This window comes from Hyella patelloides LEGE 07179 (assembly GCF_900659865.1).
GTDB lineage: Bacteria > Cyanobacteriota > Cyanobacteriia > Cyanobacteriales > Xenococcaceae > Hyella > Hyella patelloides.
Genome location: NZ_LR214199.1, coordinates 1 through 3,340, shown reverse-complemented (window position 1 = coordinate 3,340; position 3,340 = coordinate 1). Strand labels below are relative to the sequence as shown.

Sequence of the window (3,340 nt, the reverse complement as noted above, 5' to 3'; positions counted from 1 at the left end):
CCTCCTCTATACGAATGGCACAAGAAGCACAACTCATGCCCCTGAGTTTGAGATTGGCACTCTCTAAATTTTTGGTAGAAGTTGAATTCATGATTGATAACTGAAGCGATGTATTTAAGTGGGATTGTAACCAGCCGATGTAATTGCTTCTCTGACAGATGATTCCGATGCCTGAGTTTCAATATTTACTTGTTTAGTATCAGTATTGGCTTGCACAGTCGCCTGAGAATCTAGATTCTGAATTGCTTCTGTGATGTTTTTAGCGCAGACACTACAAGCCATATCAGGAACTTTTAGTTGTATGGTCATGATTCATGTTTAGTTTGTTTGGTTCTAAAATCAGCTTAAACTCTATAGTTGGGTAGAGAGTCAAGTCTTAGTTATTCGATACTGTCTGAAAAGCTAGAGATTATTAGAGTAAGGAGTTAATTATTCTGTTTATTTAGGAAATTAAAGGGGAACTATATATCTTGAAGACTCACACATAGTTCTTTTTTAAGGAGCAAAATTACCATGAAAATTTCCGAACATAGTATCTCAGCAATTGGTTCAATCATTACTGGAGATAAAGAGTTGTCTCCCTATCGTTCTGGTTCAGATTTAGTCAACTTTTTTAACCAGTTTGGCTCTGAAGACACTTACGGAAGCGGTTTTCCTTCTCGATGGAAGTACGCTGAAGATAAATTACGAGAGTTCAACGACAAACCAATTATGAAAGATATCATTTTGGCAACTGTAGATCCTCGTGATTTTATAGAAAATAGACAAGATTTGGAAAATGTAATCAAACATATAAATTCGTTTTTAGAATTTGATGGATATAAAATTGAACCCAATAGAAAAGGAGGAAAAATATTTGATCTTAATTCTTCACAAATTGATTTGGAAAATCCTTACAGTAACTCCAAACAAGTAACTCATACTTTTCTTCAAGAACAAATAGAAAAATGTGAAAGAAAATTAGCTGAGGATGATTTTGACGGTGCCATCACAAACGCAAGATCGCTTTTAGAAGCTGTCTTAATATCTATTGAATCCAAACTTGATTTTAACAGACCTGATTATGATGGCAACTTACCAAAGTTATATAAACGAGTTCAGAAACACTTAAATCTTTGTCCAGGTCAAGAAGAACTTGCTGATTGTTTGCGACAAATTCTTTCAGGACTAACGAGTATTATTTCTGGTCTAGCTTCAATGCGTAATACGATGAGCGATTCTCACGCTATTAGATATAAACCCTCAGAGCATCACGCAAGATTAGCTGTCAATGCTTCTAAAACACTTAGTAACTTTATTTTCGATACAAATAAATACCAAAATAAATAACTTGCATACAGCATTACTATTTGATTTGTGAGAATAAATATTGACTATTAATGAAGCTACTTTAAATATCTCTTGGTTCAATTACCAATTGAATTCCAGCCAAAATCTGTTCAATTCTGGTTTTACCTAAAGTACCGATTTTCTGCTGTAGCTGTTCTTTACTAACAGTAAAAATTTGCGATACATTGACGACACTTTGTTTAGGTAAATTAGCTTCGTTTTCCTCTAATAAAATATTCCCTGGTGCATTAGCTCTCTTTAAATTAGAAGTTAAAGCACAGACAACAACGGTAGCAATTCGCAATCTATTAAAAACGTTATTGTGAATTACTACATGAGGATGACGATAAGCTGATTGTGCGTCTACTGGCTCACCTAAATCTATCCAATAGATATCTCCTTAATTGATTACCATTCTTCAATCACAGACTTTTGGACAGACTTCATTTGTTGAATTAGTTTTATTTCTTCGGCTGAATCTTCACCATATACAGCGTCTAGTTGCTCTAGCATCTGTTGATTTTGATGACGCGAAATCAACTCTGACAAAGCCATTTCAAATATTTGGCTACGGGAAGTTGATAGCGATTCTGCCAACTTGTCGGCTTCAGATAAAACCGCTTCTGAAAGAGACACTGCCGTTTTTACTTTAGCCATTTATATAAAGTTTTACTAATAATTATACTTTTAATCATACTATCAATTTTAAATTAAGCCTCAATCATCAAATTTCCCATCATGCCTAAATCTTCATGATCCAAAACATGACAGTGATAGACGGTTTTTCCAGCAAAATCGCGGAAGGGAATGCGAATGCGGACGGTTTCACCCTTTTTTACTAGCACTGTATCTCGCCAAGCCAGTAATGATTCTGGTGTTCCGTTACGACTAATAACTTGAAAAGCATTATTATGAATGTGAAAGGGATGATCCATCACTCCTGTATTGGCTAGTTCCCAATCTTCTACTGTATTTAGCTTGACTTGAGTATGAAGGCGATCTCCACTATAAGGTTCGCCATTGATTAAAAAAGCCATGCCTACAGCAGGACTCATACCGTGATTGAGTTCAAAACTTCTCACTATCTGAGGTTCTGACAATGCAGAGATAGAAGCAAGTTTGGTTGGGAGAGGAAGAGATTCTACAGCAGATTCGTAGTGAAGCGTCGCTAAAGCTATAGGTTCATCGCGGTCATTTCTGCCCATCATGCCTCTACCGCCCATCATTCCACCACCCATCATGCCCATACTACCTCGGTCATAGGGTAAATTGAGTAAGCGATATTGTCCCGACTGTTTATCGCCTTTAACCAAAACATCGGCTCGTTGTCCTGGTGTCAGTAGTAATTCATTGACTTCTATTGGTTCGCTTAAGCTATTACCATCGGTGGCAATTTGATAAAAGGAATGGTCTTCTAAAGCTAATCGATAAAAACGGGAAGGAGAAGCATTGAGAATGCGTAAACGCAACAAACCACCTTCTGGTAAATTAATACTGGGATTGACTCGACCATTGACAGCAATTACATTACCCTCTCGTCCCATCATTAAAGACATATGCGCCGAGGATGAACGTCTTCCTCTATCATCAATTGAAAAATCTTGCAGTACAACAAATTCTTCTTTAGCTGCTTTGATTTCAGGAATTTCATCTAACTCACCACGCACGATAAACAAACCCGCTAACCCACCAAATAGTTGTTCAGCAACCAAGCCGTGTAGATGGGGATGATACCAAAATATTCCTGATGGATGATTGTCAGGGATTGGAAATTCGTAGGTTAGTTTTTTTCCTGGTTCAATTTTCAGGAAAACATTATCCGCATTACCTGTAATGGGAATATGTAAACCGTGATAATGAATATTGGTGGGTTGCTCAAGATTGTTAGTAAAGTGAATGCGAACCTTGTCCCCTGGTTTGGCTTCCAAGCGAGGTGCAGGAATTTGTCCGTTATAGGTTAAGAGGTATGCCTGTCTGTCGCCTAAATTTACGGGACGTTCGCTGGCTTCTA

General features: G+C 37.3%; 5 protein-coding genes. 1 reads left to right on the top strand and 4 read right to left on the bottom strand.

Features of this window, described 5'->3' with window-relative positions; translation table 11 throughout:
- Positions 1-114: 114 nt before the first annotated feature.
- The gene (locus H1P_RS32065; RefSeq protein WP_144875351.1) at positions 115-309 is read right to left on the bottom strand and encodes a heavy-metal-associated domain-containing protein; all 195 of its coding nucleotides are present in this window, start codon (positions 307-309) and stop codon (positions 115-117) included.
- Between the two features lie 204 nt (positions 310-513).
- Between H1P_RS32065 and H1P_RS32060 the strand changes: the two genes are divergently transcribed.
- Complete coding sequence (locus tag H1P_RS32060) at positions 514-1,329, top strand: abortive infection family protein (RefSeq protein ID WP_144875349.1); 816 nt, start codon at positions 514-516, stop codon at positions 1,327-1,329.
- A gap of 61 nt (positions 1,330-1,390) precedes the next feature.
- Here H1P_RS32060 and H1P_RS32055 read toward each other — a convergent pair whose 3' ends face one another.
- The 3 genes from H1P_RS32055 to H1P_RS32045 all read right to left on the bottom strand — a co-directional run.
- A complete protein-coding gene (locus tag H1P_RS32055) occupies positions 1,391-1,723 on the bottom strand; it encodes a type II toxin-antitoxin system PemK/MazF family toxin (RefSeq protein WP_222427349.1) in 333 nt (110 codons plus the stop codon).
- 14 nt (positions 1,724-1,737) lie between these two features.
- The gene (locus H1P_RS32050; protein ID WP_144875347.1) at positions 1,738-1,986 is read right to left on the bottom strand and encodes a hypothetical protein; all 249 of its coding nucleotides are present in this window, start codon (positions 1,984-1,986) and stop codon (positions 1,738-1,740) included.
- A 53-nt stretch (positions 1,987-2,039) separates the two neighbouring features.
- Positions 2,040-3,340: multicopper oxidase family protein (locus H1P_RS32045; protein WP_144875345.1), on the bottom strand; the 1,301-nt coding region annotated here is incomplete at its 5' end.